The organism is Paenibacillus sp. D51F, from assembly GCF_053345695.1.
The window spans coordinates 30,541-45,348 of the sequence record NZ_JBKFAO010000015.1 but is presented as its reverse complement, the minus strand read 5'-3'; the positions used below and the strand labels follow the sequence as shown (position 1 = coordinate 45,348).

Sequence of the window (14,808 nt, the reverse complement as noted above, 5' to 3'; positions counted from 1 at the left end):
CATATTTACTTTTGCTAGCCATCGGACGGGTTCCAGCCCGCTCCACATCGATTAAATAGAGGCGGGAGAGATGATCATGAAGAAGGTTTGGACAGTAGCGATCGCGGCAATGCTGGTGCTGACAGCATGCGGCCAGAAAGGCAATGTCGAAAGCAATACGGGCGGTGCCGCGAATACGGGCGCGGCCGAGAATACGAATGCGGGCACGGAGCAGAAAACGCTGGTGCTCGGCACGAGTGCGGACTACGCGCCTTACGAGTTCCACAAAACGGTTGACGGCAAAGACGCGATTGTCGGCTTCGATATCGAGATCGCCAAGGAAATCGCCAAGGATATGAACGCCAAGCTGGAAATCAAGGACATGGATTTTGACGGCCTGCTGCTGTCGCTCGATACGGGCAAAGTCGATTTCGTCATCTCGGGCATGACGCCGACCGAGGAACGCGCGAAAGCCGTCGACTTCTCGAAGATCTACTATTTGGCCGATCAAGGCGTGCTCGCCAAAAAAGGAAACGAAGGAAGCTTCAACACGCTGGACGATCTGAAAGGCAAAAAAATCGGCGTCCAAAAAGGTTCGATCCAAGAAGGAATCGCCAAGGAAATCGAAGGCGCCAAGCTGACTTCGATCGCCAAGATCCCGGAACTGATCCTGGAGCTGAATTCCGGCCGCGTGGACGCTCTGATTCTGGAGAAGCCGGTTGCCGACCAGTACGTCAAAGCACAGGATACGGTCGCGCTGACGAACGTGAAGATCGAGCAGTCCGCCGACGAAGCGGGTTCCGCCATCGCCATCAAGAAAGGCAACAAGGAGCTTGTCGATTCCGTCAACAAAACGATCGACCGTCTGAAGGAAAGCGGAGAGATCGACCGCTTCGTCGTCGAAGCCAATGAACTGGTCGGAAAATAAGGGACGGATGGTGCGAATAAAATGAATCTCGATTTTTCCGCACTCAACGGATACTGGTCTTACTTTGTGGACGGAGCCTGGCTTACGCTCCGTCTTTCCGTTTTGGGAGTGCTGTTCGGCACTGTCTTCGGCGTATTGCTTGCCCTTGTCCGCCTTTCCCGGATCTGGGTGCTCAAATTCCTTGCGGTAACGTACATCGAGATCATCCGCGGCACCCCGATGCTCGTGCAGATTCTGATCATCTACTACGCGCTGCCTACGGTCGGCATCAACCTGCCGGCGTTCGTCGCGGGCGTCGTCGCCTTGACGATCAACAGCGCCGCTTACATGGCGGAAGTATTCAGGGCGGGCATCCAGGCCATCGACAAAGGCCAGACCGAAGCGGCCCGCTCCCTCGGGATGTCCCGCGGCATGACGATGCGGCTCATCGTGCTGCCGCAGGCTTTCCGCAACATGCTGCCGGCCATCGGCAACGAGCTTATCGTCATCATCAAGGATTCCTCGCTGATTTCGGTCGTCGGCCTCGCCGAGCTGCTGTACAACGCCCGGACGATCCAGGGCGTGACGTTCCGCTCGTTCGAGCCGCTATTGGTGGCAGGCGGCATCTACTTCATCATGACCTTCACGCTGTCCCGCCTGCTTATCTTGCTTGAGAGGAGGATGGGCCAGCGATGATCGAAATTCAAGAACTGCGCAAATCGTTCGGCAAGAACGAGGTGCTGAAGGGCATCAACGCGAACATCAGCAAGGGCGAGGTCGTAGCCGTCATCGGCCCGAGCGGCTCCGGCAAGAGCACGTTCCTGCGCTGCCTGAACCGGCTCGAGGAGCCGACCGGCGGCATGATCCGCTTCGAGGGCCGCGATGTGACGGGCGCCCAGAAGGATCTGAACTCCATCCGCCAGAAGATGGGCATGGTGTTCCAGCACTTCAACCTGTTTCCGCATATGTCGGTTCTGGACAACCTGACTGTATCCCCGCGCAAGGTGAAGGGGCTCGGCAAGGAAGAAGCCGAGAAGATCGCGCTGGAGCTGCTGCGGACGGTCGGCCTCGAGGACAAGCGCGATGCTCGTCCCGACAGCCTGTCCGGCGGCCAGAAGCAGCGCATCGCCATCGCCCGCGCGCTCGCCATGCAGCCGGATGTCATGCTCTTCGACGAGCCGACATCCGCGCTGGACCCCGAGATGGTCGGGGAGGTGCTCGACGTCATGAAGAAGCTCGCCCAGCAGGGCATGACGATGATCATCGTCACCCATGAGATGGGCTTTGCCCGCGAAGTGGCCGACCGCCTGATCTTCATGGACGGCGGTTATATCGTAGAGGAAGGCAACCCCCGCGACGTATTTGCCGCTCCGCAGCATGAGCGCACGCGCGAATTCCTTTCCAAAGTGCTGTAGAACCCGGCCTTCAATGAGCCGAACCTTGAAAGCCCCCGGGCCTTCAAGGTTTTTTTTGCATTCCCGCCAATCGGTCCATGTTCTGCACCCTGCTCCTGCCGCATAGTTCATTAGAAAGGATGGCCTGATCGGGAGAGGTGGAGGAAGCATGACAGGAAACATCGAGAGCTGGCTTCGCTGCGCCGCGGCGCGGATGACCTCGAAATTCAGGCATTGCGTCTGGTGTTCCACGGAAGCATCCGGCACCGATGCCGTGTTGGAGAGGCTGAAGGAAGCGGCGATTCCATTCCGGCTGCAAGAGCTCAGCTATGATCAGGGACTGCTTGGATGCAGCCTTACCGAGTACCGGTTCTATGTGGCCAGCAAGGACCGGGAAAAGGCGATTGTAAAGCTCCGGGCCTGATCCGAATGAAGCGGATGCAAGGATGCTTCCTTGTTTTTCGTATATGGGAAAATGAAGGACATGCTCTAATGAGGCGGAGATCGCGATGCTCCTGCGGCGGTCATTGGATTTCGGAAGGAGTTCAGGCATGGCGGGAAGCGGCGATGCGGCGGGAACAACGGCAGCTGAAGGAGGCTCCTGTCACGCCGACGGTCGAGAAAGGCGTATGCCGGGTCGATTTCGCGACGGACAAAGATCTCATGGAGGGAACGATCGGCGCTTACGTGAATTCCGACCTGAAGATCGTCGGATGGGCGGGGCGGGAGTAAGGCCGGGCTGAATGTGGAATGCGAAGGGCGCCGACTTGATGTGATGGACGGCTCTGCTGGCGGAGCTGCTTGCCGCGGCCATTTTGAAATGCCTCGATTGGATTCTAATTCTGCTTCAGTACCGATTTCAGCTCTATGATTTGTTCAATATGCCGCCGCTCATGCAGATGCAGCAGCTCCACCCATTGATCCAGAGGCAGATCGCCGAAGCGGGGATGATGCACGGCTGCTACCTTCAACACGGATTTATCCTCGATCGAATCCAGAAATGCCAAGAAATTTGACCTGGCGCCGTTCAATTGCTGGACGATTTGCGGAATTTGAAAGGGGCCATCATCGGGCTCCGAAACCTTCGGGGCTGGAAATTTGATGGAGCGATCGGACACGATTTCGATGGACTGCCGCTGTGGTCGGGATTGCTGCTCTTGGCGCAGGCCGAATGCAAGGGCTTTTTGGAACAAGATTTCCGTCTTCAACAAATGCTGGCAAATTTGAGCGATGCTCCACGCATGGTTTTCCGCGATCTCATTGAACTCGTCTTCGGTCAGAGCTGAAATTTCCTGCAGCAGCAGCTCTCTTGCTGCGTTCAGACAGGGTTTGCTATCCTCCATCCCCTATCGCCTCCATAAACTGACGGTTCTTTCAGCCATTATATATCAAGGTATTAGGACTTAGTACTAATATCGAGGGCTGCCTGTCCGAGGAATGCCCGGCCGTTTTTCCCTGTCCATACGGCGGGCCTTCTTGCTTGCGTCCATTGATAAAAATCCCAAATTTCGCAACATTTCCATCGGACCTGCGTTTTATTCTAAGTGCGATAAGCGATTCGGCCGTTCTTTACCGATTAGAATCAAAGGAGACCCGATCCATGAAACCGATGAAATGGCTGCTCATGCTTTCCTTGTTATTGCTTCCTGTGTACGGCGGCAGCGCGAATGCCAGTCCTCAGGACGGTGCCCAGACGCTCGTTCTGACCAAAAACAGCACAAAAATGATGATCAACGGCGCTCCTTACAACGCGGTGCAGCCGCTTACGATCAGCAAGGACTACTCCTACGCCGCCTTCAGCTCGCTCGCCAAGCTGTACGGCTATCAAGTCTCGTACGATGCCAAGACGAAGGAATCCATCGCCATCAGCGCCAAGGGCGAGATCCGGTTCAAGATGAACACGAAGGATATCCTGGTCAACGGTACGAAATGGACGGGAGAAGCGCCCGCCTACTCCTTGAAAGGATCGCTCATGATTCCGATCCGGACCTGGGCGCTCATATCCGAGAGCAAGATCGCCTTCTCCGGCAAGACGGTCACGCTGACCTGGCAGCAGTCGATGCCCAGCGCGGCCTTCCAGGTGACGCCGCAGCCGCTGTACGCTGGCGATCCCGTGCAGTACATGGACCAGTACTCCTCTCCGGCCGGCTTGCCTATGCAAAATGAGGAGTGGACCGGCCGCCAGGATGTATTCGCCGTGGCGGGGACGTATACGGTCACAAGGCGGGTCCAGGATTCCGCAGGCACCTGGAGCGACCCGTACTCGGTGACTGTGCAGGTCCTTCCGGTGAACATGCCGCCGGTGGCGGACTTCTCGACCGACAAGACGGTCTACCGTCAAGGCGAGCAGGTTCAGTTCACGGATCTCAGCACGGACGACAACAACGCGATCGATCCGGCCAAGACGAAATGGACCGGGCGCCAGCTGGGCTATTTCGAGCCGGGAGAAAAGACGATCGCGCTGAGCGTAACGGATACGCAAGGCCTCACCTCGACGGTGAGCAAGACGATCACCATTACGGACGAAGTGCTCTATAACGAGACCGAGTTCGGCATGCTGTATACCCCTGTCGGAGAGAAGTACAAGGTGGACGGCGGGGCCGTGCTCAGCATTCCGACTTTGTCTTATGATTTTCAGTCGGAGCCGTCGCGGATGATCCGCAGCAACAGCCCGGAGCTGTGGAAGCAGGAAGGCATCGCATACGACGACCAGTTCTCGGGCAACATCCGCTTCCTCTTCCACAATAAAAATACGCTCAGCTACAATGTCCGCATGTACCTCGTCGTGACGAACGAAGGCAATATGCCGGCGAACTTCAGCGTCGGAGCGGTCGGCACCGGCGGACCGGATCCATCCGAGATCCGCACCGGCAAACTCTCAACTGTGCGTTACCTGAGTGCATTGCAGGCCAATGGCGCAGCGGTGACGACACAGGTAAGGCCGGGGCAGTCGGTCAAAGTGCTGCCGCAAATCTCGGAGTCGGCAATCAAGCCGGGAATGGTGTACTCGGCCTATGCGGATGTCGCCGCCGACCAGACGCTGCGCTTCCGCGTCGTCGTTGTCGCGGACGGCAAGGATCCGCTGCAGAACCTGGATTTCCTGGACCTGATGCCGGCTGACGGAATTCACACGCGGGGCTCTTTCAACAATACGACCCGCGACATCCAGATCGACGGCGTCCTCGGCACGAAGGAAGAGCGCGTCGTGCTCGGCGACAACGTGCTGGATCCCTATCTGGACGGCTATGACAACACGACCGGAACGCTCCAGTACAATGTCGGCAATTTCGGCGTGCTGTACAAAATGAAAGTGACTTTGGCGCCGCGCACGATCGTCTCTCTCAATCCACGGGGAGGGTTGTACGCGGGAGGCTTCCTCGTCAACGGGCAGCTGGTGCCGGTCACGAACAATGACCAGTTGAAGGATCAGAACGAAGCGGCCGTCATCTACCGATCCGGCAACACGCAGGAAACGGTGGAGCTTGTCTACATGATCGCCTCCGGCAGCAACCTGCCGATTACGATGATGTTCCAGCCGATGCCGGCTGTGAAAGGCTGAGCCAGCTGGATTCACGTTCATCCAAGGTTTGATCCAAGCGTAATAAACCGTCCGGTTTTCCGGACGGTTTATTTTGCTTCTTTGGATATAAAGAGGGGAGAGCGAATATCGCCAGCTCCGAAGCGGCTGGATGTACGGGATGCAAGGCTCCCGGCGATTTTCATCTGGCTGTGAGGACGGCAGCAGGCGTAATAATGCCTGCCTGCTATTGCCTGGCAAGTCTCCGGGCGGCTTACATCAGAGGCCTACGTTACGCGCTTGCTGTCTTTCATTTTTACGGCTATGCGGTAAGCGTCCAGGCTTGCTTGCAGGAAGGCTTGTTCATCGGCAGACAGCGCCTGCAGTCCGCCGGTCGACGAATCGGAACCGGCGGCCGCCTTCAGTCCGAGCAGATCGTCAGAGGGGACATCGAACAGCCGGCAGAGGCGGGCAAGCATCCGCAGATCCGGTTCGTTCACGTTGTTCTCGTATTGGGATACAGTCGACTTGGCGATTCCGAGCACGTCGGCCAGCTGCTGCTGCGTCCATCCGCGAAGAAGCCGCAGCTCCCGGAGCCGGCTTCCGATAGCCGGCTCCGGAGCGGAGACGGGGTGGTCAGGCTTGGACATGACGCAATCATTCCTCCGATCGAAAAAAGGCGGCCGGGGAGACGGAGGCAACTGAAAATGTGTCGCTGCAGATTGAAATCATTCTTCCGATCGCTGTTGTCCCCAGATTTCTCTGATTTCTGCCGCTTTTAACGGTTGAAATCCGGGGACAAAGGCGACCACATCCGTTTCTCCAGAACGATTTCGCGCCTTACGCTACTTTTCCAGTGGCCTCGGAGAGACGGCCGCTCGCTTTTCTATTGTACCGGAGAACAGGCAGACTTGCGACTGCATGCGGCAATGGATCGGCATGCTCCGGCGGAGCGGAATGCGCATCGGCGGCAGACAGCTCGCAGACAGCTCGCAGACAGCTCGCAGACAGCTCGCAGACAGCTCGCAGACAGCTCGCAGACAGCTCGCAGACAGCTCGCAGAAGCTACCAGGCAGCTACCAGGCAGCTCGCAGCCGGGACGCTTCAGCAGCTCCGCTTCCATTCTTTCTCCGGCGGCGGGAGCGGGACTATCTCCCGCCTTCACCCGGAAGGCTTGGAGAAGGACACCAGCCGATCGGATCCATGCACATGGCGTCGACGAATCCGGGCTCCTGCAGCGCGAGCGCGCGGAAGTAGCTGCTCAGCACATGATTCCCCGATATGCCGCCGCCTTTGAAATCAAGCTCGCTCGGATGGCGGACATGCGAGTAATAATAGATCGTCTTGGTCCGCGGATCCTGATAGACGAGCGGAGGGAGGTGAACGACGATATCGTCCTTGTTGGCGATGCGGAAGCTTTGCGGAACCGCTTTGTTGTAAGCGTCGACGAATTCCGGATTCCCGACACGGGGGGCTGCGAACGTATACACGACGGGAGCGGAGAAACCGCTGTTCTCCGCGAGATCGACCGCCGCCAGGACGGCGAGCGCGCCGCCGAGGCTGTGCCCGGTTACGAACAGCGGATTGCCGGGCGGAACTTCGCCCAGCAGCTCCATGACTTGCGGCCTTGCGCTGCGGTACAGTTCCGTGAATCCGCGGTGAGTAGCCCCGCCTCCGGGGATGAGATCGAAGTCCACTTGATCGGCCATGAAGTCGGTGATCCATTCCAAGGTGGAGCTGGTGCCGCGGAAAGCGAGAATGGAAGTGCGGGCCGACTTCGCGACGAATCCGAACGGCTGGGAATACCCGTTCAAGCCTCCGGCTTGGAAGGTGCCGACAAGCTCATATTCCTCCGGAAGCCGGATTGTTCCCATGCTTTGGAGCTGCATATAAGTCTGCCCGCACATCGCCGCGAGAAACAGGGCAGTACGGGGATCCATCTCCGGGGAGGCGCTGCTCAGATTGACCTCTCTGCTCACGCTTCCAACTCCTTTGCCGCTGAATGCTTGTGTATGCATTATATGCGGACGGTCAAGGATATGCGCCTATGGACGGGGGCTGTGAGCGGATAATAACGCAAGAGCGGCTGCCCTGGGATTGAAGTCCGGAAGGACCTCCCGTGCTTCTGATGGGTCTACAGATGCTCGATCAGATCTCCGGCGATCAGGGAGGCCGGGGAGCGGCGCGCGGCGGCGGCGCGGTCTCCCGCCGCTCCATGGCGCCAGACGCCGAGAGCGGCTGCGGCTGCAGGGCTCTTCCCTTGGGCGAGCAGGCCGCCGATGATGCCTGCCAGCACGTCGCCGGTGCCGCCGGTCGCCATGCCCGCATTGCCGGTCGGATTCACGAAGCAGGTCCCGTCCGGAGCCGCGATGACGGTGCGGACTCCTTTCAGAACAAGCGTGACCCCGTGCTCGGAGGCATATCGGCGAGCTGCTTCGATGCGGTTCCGCTGCACTTCCGGCGTAGACAATCCGGTCAGCCGGGCCATCTCGCCGGGATGAGGGGTGAGGACGACGCCGCCCTGGCGGCGGGGCCAGGAAGCGAAGTCCTTTTTTGCGGCGAGCTGGTTCAGCGCATCGGCATCCAGCACGATCGGCAGCGATTCCGGCAGAGCTTCCCACAGCCGGCGCAGCCAGCCGGAAGGAAGCTTGCCGAGGCCAGGGCCGATGACGAGCGAGTCCATCCGGGCAGCGGCGGAGGCGAGCTCGACGGGATCGACATCCTGCCAGCCGCCGGTGCCGCCATCCTCTAGAGCAGCCAGCATGAGCTCCGGCCGCAGGCCGATGACGGCTTCCGCCATGCGGTCCGGCAGCGCCCAGGTGACGAGACCGGCTCCTGAGCGCAGGGCGGCGGTCGCGCAGAGCAAGCCGGCGCCGCTCATAAGCCTGCTTCCTGCCGCGGACAGCACATGGCCGTACGTCCCTTTGTTGCTGTCGGCCTCGCGTCGGTCATCCGACTCCTCGCCCAGCACATTCCGCAGCACCGGTTCCGATAGCATATGGACCGCTGGCAAGCCCAGGGCTGCAGGATCGAGAGAGGCGCCGATCGGAGCGACGAGGACGGCGCCGGCCATTCCGGCGCCTGGATATTGAGCCAGGCCGATCTTGGCAAGGCCGAAGGCAACGGTAGCCGAAGCCTGGATGCAAGGATCCGATACGGCGCCTGTATCCGGTTCGACGCCGCTCGGCAGATCGGCTGAGATGATCGGCAAGCCGCTGCCGTTGGCTTCGCGGATCAGCGAGGCGAAGGGCTCGCGGAGCGGGCCGGAGACCGTACCGGTTCCGAGCAGGGCATCGACGATGCCTCCGAACCCGTTCCATTCGATTGCGCCCGGCGCGTAGACTTGTTCATCCGGCTGCAGGGCGCCCGGAAGCTTGTGCAGCAGCTTGCGCTGGCGGACGGCTTCTTCGTCCAGCTGCTCCGGAGGAGCGGAATAGATGATGCGGACCGGCAATCCGAGAAGCGCCAGATGCCTGGCCGCCGCCAAGCCGTCGCCGCCGTTACGGCCTTTGCCCGTCAAGACGCCCCATGGCCGCATCCCGCCGGGGTGGCCTTTGTTTATCGCATTGTTCTCTGACCAGCGGCTGGAGCCTGCGCCTATGTCCGGATTTCCCGGCAAGCGCAGGGCATACGGTCCTTCAAGCTCATGGCCGAGGGCGAATCGGCATACCGCCTCGGCCAATGCGCGGCCAGCGTTCTCCATCAGGGTCGCCGCCGTCAGGAGACCTCCTTCCATCGCTTTTTCTTCCAGGCGGCGCATTTGCTGCGCGGTTGCGAGATTCATGGTCATCCCTTCCTTCTAAATGTTGCTGCTTCTATAGCTGTCTTACCCTCGTTCGGATTCCTTCAATAGAATCCTTGTTCCGGCACGCAAAAAAAGCCCCCGCTTCCCGAAGGAAGCGAAAGCTTTCCAGCGTAGGCTCGTCCGGGATCGGACGAGCTCCGGCTTGCCGCTTAATCTGTCCGAGCCTCCCCGTTAAGGGGTTGTTCTCCGGCCCGTAATGAGCGAGATGACGAACAGGATCAGGAAGATGAAGAAGAGGACCTTGGCGATGCCTGCAGCTGCGCCGACGATGCCGCCGAAACCGAAGATTGCCGCCACGATGGCGATGACAAGGAAAATAACTGCCCATTTTAACATGAGATTCACCGTACCCTTCTTAGGTTAGTTTACGGATTCGACAGCCGGGCAGGACTTGATGCCTGCCCTTCTGTCAAACCCGCCGGACGACTGTGCCGTCCGCTGTTGTAGCAGTATTAACCGAGCCTGCAGAGGCCGAAACAACAGAGGGCAAGCCTAAATTTTCCTACATCTAGTACGAGATATAACAAGAGATCAAGGCGGGAGGCGCGATATCCATCTTCGGAGGCAAGGATGGATATCTCCTTCAGCATGGGAGGGAATGGAGGCAGCCACGGATAGGAGAGAAGAAGCAAACGGCTTGATTGGATCGGCGGCCTGACGGGTAAAGACGTAAAAATCAAGCGGGCAGTCGCATGACCGCCAAGGAGGAAATGAAATGAGCATGATCTTGGAGATCAGCGTACTGGTTATCGCCCTTTCAATCGCCGTTCTCGTCGGATTTTTGGTTCAGACGCTGCGCAAAGCCCAGCATTCGCTGGAAGCGGCAAGCGGAGCGATCCGCGAGGTGCAAGGGGCCGTCAAGGAATGGAAGGGCGATGTGGATGCCCTCGTCGTGAGCGTCAAGGATTTGACCAATCAGGTCAACCATCAGATCGATGCCGTCGATCCATTGATGGCTTCGGTTCGCGAAGTCGGCAAGACGGTCCACGAAGTGGCGTCGGCCGCGCGGGAGTTCTCCTCCGGCTGGACCAATAAGCTGCGCCGCAAGGCGCATGAGTCGGCCGTCCATGCTCAGCTGGAAGAAGGCGCGGCAAGCGCGGCGGCAGCATCCGAGAAGTCTCTCAGCGGCGCGGCTGCCGCCTATGCCGGAACGGCGGTCCCGCTGCGGTCCGGTACGCCTGCGACGGGAGAACGCCCACGCAAGGTGCCCGTTCTTGCGGATGAAGCTTCTTCTTCTCCGGCATGGGTAGGCTGGCTGGATGTAGGCATTCAAGCGGCGCGTCTGCTTCGTGCAGGCAAGAGCAAGGCGTAAGCAAGCGGCTAGTCGGCGGAAGGCTTCCGCCGGCTGGACTTTATCGGCAACATGGGCTACCATAAGGACAGAAAAAAAGGCGGCAGGGGGATAAACCTTCCTGCTTTTGCCATGATTTCCGGGGAGATTACATTAACATGCGCATAGTAGTAGTAGACGACAACGCGATGAATATAACGGTCGTTCAGGAAATGCTCAAGCGGGCCGGATACAGGGATATCCGGGCAGCCTCCTCGGGCATGGAGCTGTTCTCGATTCTCGGCTTGTCCGAGAATGGAGAAGAGATGTGCGAAGTCGCGCCTGATCCCGGCGTCGATCTGATCCTTCTGGATATGATGATGCCCCGCATCGACGGCATCGCGGCATGCCTGGCCGTTCAGGCATCGGAGCGGCTGAGGGATATCCCTGTCATCATGGTGACCGCCATGGGAGACTCCAAGAAGCTGGCCGAGGCGCTGGATGCCGGCGCGATCGATTACGTCACCAAGCCGATCAACCGGATCGAGCTGCTCGCCCGAATCCGCGTGGCGCTGCGGCTCAAGCAGGAGAAGGATTGGCATAAGGAGCGCGACAGGCGGATCCGGGAGGAGCTTCAGCTCGCCAAGGAAGTGCAGTCGGCCGCATTGCCTGCCCGCCTGGAGGAAAGCGGCATCCAGATCGACGCGCTCTATCAGCCATCCGAGGAGCTCTCCGGAGACCTCTATGCCTGGAACCGGATCGATGAGAACCGCTACGGCATCGCCGTCATCGATGCGATGGGCCACGGGATCTCCTCCTCTCTCGTCTGCATGTTCATCGCTTCCGTCCTGCGAGACGCGATGGTAACGAGAGTAGAGCCGGTCAGCGTCATGGAGGAGCTCAACCGGCGGGCGCTGCAGCTGCAGTTCGCCGATCAGCTCATCCAGTATTACTTCACGGCTCTCTATCTTGTCGTGGACCTGGCCAGCGGCACCGTCGAGTATGTCAATGCGGGGCACCCGCCGGGCATCCTGGTCCGCTGTGATGCCGGCCTCCCGCTGGAGAGACTGTCCGGCGGCGGCATGGCGGTCGGAATGTTCGAGGACGTCGCCTTCACCAAGCATGTCCTGAAGCTGCAGCCGGGCGATCAGCTGCTGCTGTTCACCGACGGCCTGATCGAGCTCGTCAGCGGCCCGGAAGAGAGCCGGCTGGATACGCTGCTGGACCATCTGGCCGGCACGGTGCGCCATACCGGATCCCTACAGGATCTGGTGGGCGGAGAGGAAGGACTGGATCGGCCCGATGACTGCTGTCTGGTCCGGATTCAGATCAGCTGAAGGCGCTTGGCTGACGATCCAATGAAAAAGGCTGCAGGCCTGTCATCCGCGGATGACGAGCTTGCAGCCTATTTGCATCCGATTCAGCGCTTCTTGATCCATTTGTACCAGACGAAGTAGACGAGAAGGGGGGTAGGGAAATGAAGAAGGCCCCAGATTCCCCAAAACCAGCGGTTGCGTCCCCGGCGCCCCGCATCGATGAACAGCCAGGTGCTCTGGGCCAGCAGCACGGTTAGGACGAGGATCCAGACATAGATCGGAACGTCGCTGATGGAAGGATTATTCCTGCTCATGTGCGGCAGCCTTTCTTCCCGAAGCAAGCTTGAGCACACAGGCGACAACCGCTCCGACGGCAACGAGAAGCTGGGCGGCGAGATAAGGAACGAGCGCGAACGCTGCCGCGCAGAATACAGCCCCGAGCACGAGCGCGGCAACGCCCCAAAATAGGAGAAGATCGCGAAGCAAAGCCTGGCGCTGTCTTGCCTGCACGGTTCGTACAAGCCCCTCCAGCTCGCTCAGTCCGGGACTCCCTTCATCCGGCAGCTCCCGGTCCAGCTGCCGGAGCTCGCGGACAAGTCTCGCTTCGACATCCGTTTCCATGTCATTCGCCGATTCCTTCTCATCAGATTCCTTCATGGGCATCCAGCTCCTTCCGCAGGCGGGCCAGACCGTGATGGACGCGCGACTTGGCCGTCCCCGGCGATACGCCTGTCATCGTTCCGATTTCTTCGTACGAATAGCCGTAGTAATGCTTGAGCAGCACGGCGGCGCGATGTTCCACCGACAGAGCCTCCAGCGCCTCAAGCAGCTCGATGGACAAGCCGGGACAGGCTTGCTGCAGGCGCAGCCGTTCGGTGTCCCGGTATGCCCTCAGCCAGCGGCTTCTCCGGTCCTGCTTGCGCCTGTCGTCGAGAAACGCATGAGTCGCTATCTGCAGCAGCCAGGTCGTGAACTTCGCCTCCGCCCGATAGCTCCTTATGCCTTCAATGGCGCGGATCGCCGTTTCCTGAGCCAAATCCTCGGCATGAGGAAGGCTCAACGTGAGCTTGATCAGATACTTTTTCAAAAAGAGATAGTGCTCGTGAAGCAGCGAAGCCAGCGCATCCGGATTGCCCTTGCGCGCGAGAGCTTCCCGGCTGCCGAGAGGAGCGCCTGCAGCAAGCTTGCTTGATTCCGTCATCTTCGTTCCATCCTGACCTTCCGGCGTCGTATGTCCCTCACCGGCTTATTTGTTGTCGGCAGTTTTATATTTGTCGCCTGTCGGCAACGAAACGTTCATCGGAATCAAAAAAAGAATAAACGCTTTGCATGGAGCAAAGAGGTTTATTCTTCTTCGGATGGAGACCCCGGATAAGGCCGCCGGCTTCGCCCGCCCGCGAAAGGCGCTTTCCCGGACTTGCGGCGTTGGCGGCGCTCGGGAGCCCGAGCGGCAGATCTGGAATTCGGCGAAGCCGAGGATTCGCCAGAAGGAGTCGAAGGGCGGTCGGTGAGCAGATCGCCGGTCCAGCCTTTGTGCCAGAGCCAGGCATAGAGGGCGCAAGTCACGGCGACGACGGCGCCGCACATGATGATGAAGCCCCACTCGGAATTTCTGCCGGGCAGATGGAGAAAGTTCACGCCCCACAACGTTCCGGCGATGGTGGACGGAACGAACAGGGCGGTGAAGATGGTCAGCGTCTTCATGATGTCGTTGCCGCGGAAGCTCGCGATCGCGTCGTCCATGGCGATCAGCGTGTCCATCTCCGACGTGTAATGGGTCAGCAGCGAGTCGATCCGCTCCAGCTTGTAGCTGAGCCGCTGGAAGGAGGCGGACTGCACGATTCCGTCCATGAACGCTTCCTTGGCGGCGTCATGCACTTCGCGGACGGGGAGGAACAGATGATTCCAATGAAGCAGGTCATGGCGCCGCTCGAAGATGACGGGCAGCAATGCGGTCCGGTTGCGGTTATGCACCGCATTCTCGAGTCCGGTCAGCCGCCGCTCGAATTCGTCGAGGCCGCTGTGGAACACCTCGAGGGCGGCGCTCAGCAGCACCGCGAAACCTTCGGGTGCGGTGGCGCAGCGCTCCAGCGATTCGGACCAGGCGGATGTCTGCAGCCGCAGCGGCAGCCGCAGATCCTCATGCCAGGTGACGAGGCGCGATTCCTGCAGCCAGAAGTGAAGAGGGCGGGTGTCGCGCCCTTGCTCCGACAGCTGGATCATCAGCGTGCCGGAGAGGATGGAGACGCCGCCGCTCTCCTCCGTGTACGAGACGAGGTTGTGGCGGCGATCCGAGGCTTCCCGAATCCATGAGCTGCAAAAAGGAAGCTCTCCGCACAGCCTGGCCGTCTGCTCGGCGCGGCCTTCCTCGGACGCAGCTTCCGCTTCGGACGAGGGGCCGTGAGCGGGCGCCGGGGTTCGCGACTTGCGGCTTCCGAGAGGGGGAGGAGGCGCTTCATCCGTGCTTCCCGGGGCTGCGGAATCCCGCTGCTCCTGAATGATATGCCATTCCCAGCCTGCCGCATAACGGAGCATGCGGTGAATCATCGGAGCGCCTCCTTCCATGATGAATTGATCTTCAACATCATACCCCGAAGAGGTTCTGCTTACAACCGGACTC

The 14,808-nt window shown here is 59.7% G+C and carries 17 protein-coding genes; 8 read left to right on the top strand and 9 right to left on the bottom strand.

The window, feature by feature from the left end; all coding sequences use genetic code 11:
* Nucleotides 1-76 precede the first annotated feature (76 nt).
* From ACLBWT_RS20525 to ACLBWT_RS20505, 5 genes are all read left to right on the top strand, one after another.
* A complete protein-coding gene (locus ACLBWT_RS20525; protein ID WP_447664987.1) occupies nucleotides 77-907 on the top strand; it encodes a transporter substrate-binding domain-containing protein in 831 nt (276 codons plus the stop codon).
* A gap of 21 nt (nucleotides 908-928) precedes the next feature.
* Nucleotides 929-1,582 carry an amino acid ABC transporter permease gene (locus ACLBWT_RS20520; RefSeq protein ID WP_447664986.1) on the top strand — a complete coding sequence of 218 codons (654 nt, stop codon included), beginning with the start codon at nucleotides 929-931 and terminating at the stop codon, nucleotides 1,580-1,582.
* Nucleotides 1,579-2,301 (top strand): amino acid ABC transporter ATP-binding protein, encoded by a 723-nt coding sequence (locus ACLBWT_RS20515; protein WP_447664985.1) that lies wholly within the window; start codon nucleotides 1,579-1,581, stop codon nucleotides 2,299-2,301. Before ACLBWT_RS20520 ends, ACLBWT_RS20515 begins: the two co-directional genes overlap by 4 nt.
* A 148-nt stretch (nucleotides 2,302-2,449) precedes the next feature.
* Complete coding sequence (locus ACLBWT_RS20510) at nucleotides 2,450-2,704, top strand: hypothetical protein (RefSeq protein WP_447664984.1); 255 nt, start codon at nucleotides 2,450-2,452, stop codon at nucleotides 2,702-2,704.
* A gap of 143 nt (nucleotides 2,705-2,847) precedes the next feature.
* Nucleotides 2,848-3,012 (top strand): hypothetical protein, encoded by a 165-nt coding sequence (locus tag ACLBWT_RS20505; RefSeq protein ID WP_447664983.1) that lies wholly within the window; start codon nucleotides 2,848-2,850, stop codon nucleotides 3,010-3,012.
* Between the two features lie 104 nt (nucleotides 3,013-3,116).
* On the opposite strand, the gene ACLBWT_RS20500 is transcribed toward ACLBWT_RS20505, so the two are convergent.
* Nucleotides 3,117-3,623, bottom strand: a complete 507-nt coding sequence (locus ACLBWT_RS20500; protein WP_447664982.1) for a DinB family protein — start codon at nucleotides 3,621-3,623, stop codon at nucleotides 3,117-3,119.
* A gap of 257 nt (nucleotides 3,624-3,880) precedes the next feature.
* Between ACLBWT_RS20500 and ACLBWT_RS20495 the strand changes: the two genes are divergently transcribed.
* Nucleotides 3,881-5,839: a stalk domain-containing protein gene (locus tag ACLBWT_RS20495; RefSeq protein WP_447664981.1), complete on the top strand. Its 1,959-nt coding sequence runs from the start codon at nucleotides 3,881-3,883 to the stop codon at nucleotides 5,837-5,839.
* 245 nt (nucleotides 5,840-6,084) lie between these two features.
* On the opposite strand, the gene ACLBWT_RS20490 is transcribed toward ACLBWT_RS20495, so the two are convergent.
* From ACLBWT_RS20490 to ACLBWT_RS20475, 4 genes are all read right to left on the bottom strand, one after another.
* Nucleotides 6,085-6,447, bottom strand: a complete 363-nt coding sequence (locus ACLBWT_RS20490) for a helix-turn-helix domain-containing protein (protein ID WP_447664980.1) — start codon at nucleotides 6,445-6,447, stop codon at nucleotides 6,085-6,087.
* A gap of 498 nt (nucleotides 6,448-6,945) precedes the next feature.
* Nucleotides 6,946-7,776, bottom strand: a complete 831-nt coding sequence (locus ACLBWT_RS20485) for a lipase family protein (RefSeq protein ID WP_447664979.1) — start codon at nucleotides 7,774-7,776, stop codon at nucleotides 6,946-6,948.
* Nucleotides 7,777-7,931: 155 nt separating this feature from the next.
* The gene (locus ACLBWT_RS20480; protein WP_447664978.1) at nucleotides 7,932-9,581 is read right to left on the bottom strand and encodes an NAD(P)H-hydrate dehydratase; all 1,650 of its coding nucleotides are present in this window, start codon (nucleotides 9,579-9,581) and stop codon (nucleotides 7,932-7,934) included.
* Between the two features lie 192 nt (nucleotides 9,582-9,773).
* Nucleotides 9,774-9,938, bottom strand: a complete 165-nt coding sequence (locus tag ACLBWT_RS20475; RefSeq protein ID WP_447665021.1) for a DUF1328 domain-containing protein — start codon at nucleotides 9,936-9,938, stop codon at nucleotides 9,774-9,776.
* A 379-nt stretch (nucleotides 9,939-10,317) separates the two neighbouring features.
* Between ACLBWT_RS20475 and ACLBWT_RS20470 the strand changes: the two genes are divergently transcribed.
* Together ACLBWT_RS20470 and ACLBWT_RS20465 are read left to right on the top strand one after the other, a co-directional pair.
* A complete protein-coding gene (locus tag ACLBWT_RS20470; RefSeq protein WP_447664977.1) occupies nucleotides 10,318-10,914 on the top strand; it encodes a DUF948 domain-containing protein in 597 nt (198 codons plus the stop codon).
* Between the two features lie 137 nt (nucleotides 10,915-11,051).
* On the top strand, nucleotides 11,052-12,209 hold the full coding sequence (locus ACLBWT_RS20465) for a PP2C family protein-serine/threonine phosphatase (protein ID WP_447664976.1): 1,158 nt from the start codon (nucleotides 11,052-11,054) through the stop codon (nucleotides 12,207-12,209).
* A gap of 83 nt (nucleotides 12,210-12,292) precedes the next feature.
* Here ACLBWT_RS20465 and ACLBWT_RS20460 read toward each other — a convergent pair whose 3' ends face one another.
* The 4 genes from ACLBWT_RS20460 to ACLBWT_RS20445 all read right to left on the bottom strand — a co-directional run bounded on the left by ACLBWT_RS20460 (nucleotide 12,293) and on the right by ACLBWT_RS20445 (nucleotide 14,735).
* Nucleotides 12,293-12,502 (bottom strand): sigmaY antisigma factor component, encoded by a 210-nt coding sequence (locus ACLBWT_RS20460; RefSeq protein WP_447664975.1) that lies wholly within the window; start codon nucleotides 12,500-12,502, stop codon nucleotides 12,293-12,295.
* Nucleotides 12,489-12,845, bottom strand: a complete 357-nt coding sequence (locus ACLBWT_RS20455; protein ID WP_447664974.1) for a YxlC family protein — start codon at nucleotides 12,843-12,845, stop codon at nucleotides 12,489-12,491. Before ACLBWT_RS20455 ends, ACLBWT_RS20460 begins: the two co-directional genes overlap by 14 nt.
* Entirely contained in the window at nucleotides 12,832-13,389 is a 558-nt protein-coding gene (locus tag ACLBWT_RS20450; RefSeq protein ID WP_447664973.1) for a sigma-70 family RNA polymerase sigma factor, read from the bottom strand. The genes ACLBWT_RS20455 and ACLBWT_RS20450 overlap by 14 nt, the downstream gene beginning before the upstream one ends.
* A gap of 143 nt (nucleotides 13,390-13,532) precedes the next feature.
* Entirely contained in the window at nucleotides 13,533-14,735 is a 1,203-nt protein-coding gene (locus tag ACLBWT_RS20445) for a magnesium transporter CorA family protein (protein ID WP_447664972.1), read from the bottom strand.
* Nucleotides 14,736-14,808 lie beyond the last annotated feature (73 nt).

Bases quoted from the DNA above. Each gene is read 5' to 3' on its own strand.
- ACLBWT_RS20495 (WP_447664981.1), top strand. From the start codon at position 3,881: ATGAAACCGATGAAATGGCTGCTCATGCTTTCCTTGTTATTGCTTCCT.
- ACLBWT_RS20465 (WP_447664976.1), top strand. From the start codon at position 11,052: ATGCGCATAGTAGTAGTAGACGACAACGCGATGAATATAACGGTCGTT.
- ACLBWT_RS20450 (WP_447664973.1), bottom strand. From the start codon at position 13,389: ATGACGGAATCAAGCAAGCTTGCTGCAGGCGCTCCTCTCGGCAGCCGG.
- ACLBWT_RS20525 (WP_447664987.1), top strand. From the start codon at position 77: ATGAAGAAGGTTTGGACAGTAGCGATCGCGGCAATGCTGGTGCTGACA.
- ACLBWT_RS20505 (WP_447664983.1), top strand. From the start codon at position 2,848: ATGCGGCGGGAACAACGGCAGCTGAAGGAGGCTCCTGTCACGCCGACG.
- ACLBWT_RS20460 (WP_447664975.1), bottom strand. From the start codon at position 12,502: ATGAGCAGGAATAATCCTTCCATCAGCGACGTTCCGATCTATGTCTGG.
- ACLBWT_RS20445 (WP_447664972.1), bottom strand. From the start codon at position 14,735: ATGATTCACCGCATGCTCCGTTATGCGGCAGGCTGGGAATGGCATATC.
- ACLBWT_RS20480 (WP_447664978.1), bottom strand. From the start codon at position 9,581: ATGAATCTCGCAACCGCGCAGCAAATGCGCCGCCTGGAAGAAAAAGCG.
- ACLBWT_RS20490 (WP_447664980.1), bottom strand. From the start codon at position 6,447: ATGTCCAAGCCTGACCACCCCGTCTCCGCTCCGGAGCCGGCTATCGGA.
- ACLBWT_RS20470 (WP_447664977.1), top strand. From the start codon at position 10,318: ATGAGCATGATCTTGGAGATCAGCGTACTGGTTATCGCCCTTTCAATC.
- ACLBWT_RS20455 (WP_447664974.1), bottom strand. From the start codon at position 12,845: ATGAAGGAATCTGATGAGAAGGAATCGGCGAATGACATGGAAACGGAT.
- ACLBWT_RS20515 (WP_447664985.1), top strand. From the start codon at position 1,579: ATGATCGAAATTCAAGAACTGCGCAAATCGTTCGGCAAGAACGAGGTG.
- ACLBWT_RS20520 (WP_447664986.1), top strand. From the start codon at position 929: ATGAATCTCGATTTTTCCGCACTCAACGGATACTGGTCTTACTTTGTG.
- ACLBWT_RS20475 (WP_447665021.1), bottom strand. From the start codon at position 9,938: ATGTTAAAATGGGCAGTTATTTTCCTTGTCATCGCCATCGTGGCGGCA.
- ACLBWT_RS20510 (WP_447664984.1), top strand. From the start codon at position 2,450: ATGACAGGAAACATCGAGAGCTGGCTTCGCTGCGCCGCGGCGCGGATG.
- ACLBWT_RS20500 (WP_447664982.1), bottom strand. From the start codon at position 3,623: ATGGAGGATAGCAAACCCTGTCTGAACGCAGCAAGAGAGCTGCTGCTG.